Origin of the sequence: Stenotrophomonas sp. YIM B06876, assembly GCF_030711595.1 — a bacterium.
Taxonomy (GTDB): Bacteria; Pseudomonadota; Gammaproteobacteria; order Xanthomonadales; family Xanthomonadaceae; genus Stenotrophomonas.
In genome coordinates this window covers 1-623 of the sequence record NZ_JAUJUJ010000473.1, presented here as the reverse complement: position 1 = coordinate 623, position 623 = coordinate 1, and the positions used below count along the sequence as shown (strand labels likewise).

Sequence of the window (623 nt, the reverse complement as noted above, 5' to 3'; positions counted from 1 at the left end):
TCTGCGGTGTGACGCCGGGAGGTGAGGCGGAGCGTGTTGCGGTCGGGCAAGTTGGAGAGCGAGGCGCATGTACCACCGGGCGTTGTGGTGAGCGCGCGCGGGCAACCGCAGGCTGTCAAGGTCTTTTGGGCCGAGATGAGTTGTGCCGTGGAGTCCATTTTGCTATTATAAATATAGCATTGAACGTGTGCTGGCAAAGCGANCGCCGGGAGGTGAGGCGGAGCGTGTTGCGGTCGGGCAAGTTGGAGAGCGAGGCGCATGTACCACCGGGCGTTGTGGTGAGCGCGCGCGGGCAACCGCAGGCTGTCAAGGTCTTTTGGGCCGAGATGAGTTGTGCCGTGGAGTCCATTTTGCTATTATAAATATAGCATTGAACGTGTGCTGGCAAAGCGATTTTGCGGTATTTGGCTGAAGTCCACCGCTGCCGTTAGCGCTGACCAATGCTTTGCTGGATCGCATCGGCCAGCGTGCTGTGCAGGTTCAAGGACCGCACCATGCCCAGTCCGTTGCTGCTGGCGTTGATGATGGTCTGGTAGCGGATTTGCTGGTTGTTCAGCGAATTCTGGATGAGGGTGCCTGTGGTGTTGCCCGCGATGGCGGTGACCGTGGGGCCTGTGGTTCCT

1 pseudogene is annotated in these 623 nt (G+C 59.3%); it reads right to left on the bottom strand.

Annotated elements, in window-relative coordinates:
• Nucleotides 1-427 precede the first annotated feature (427 nt).
• Nucleotides 428-623: pseudogene (locus QZH66_RS17990) on the bottom strand (hypothetical protein); the annotation flags it as partial.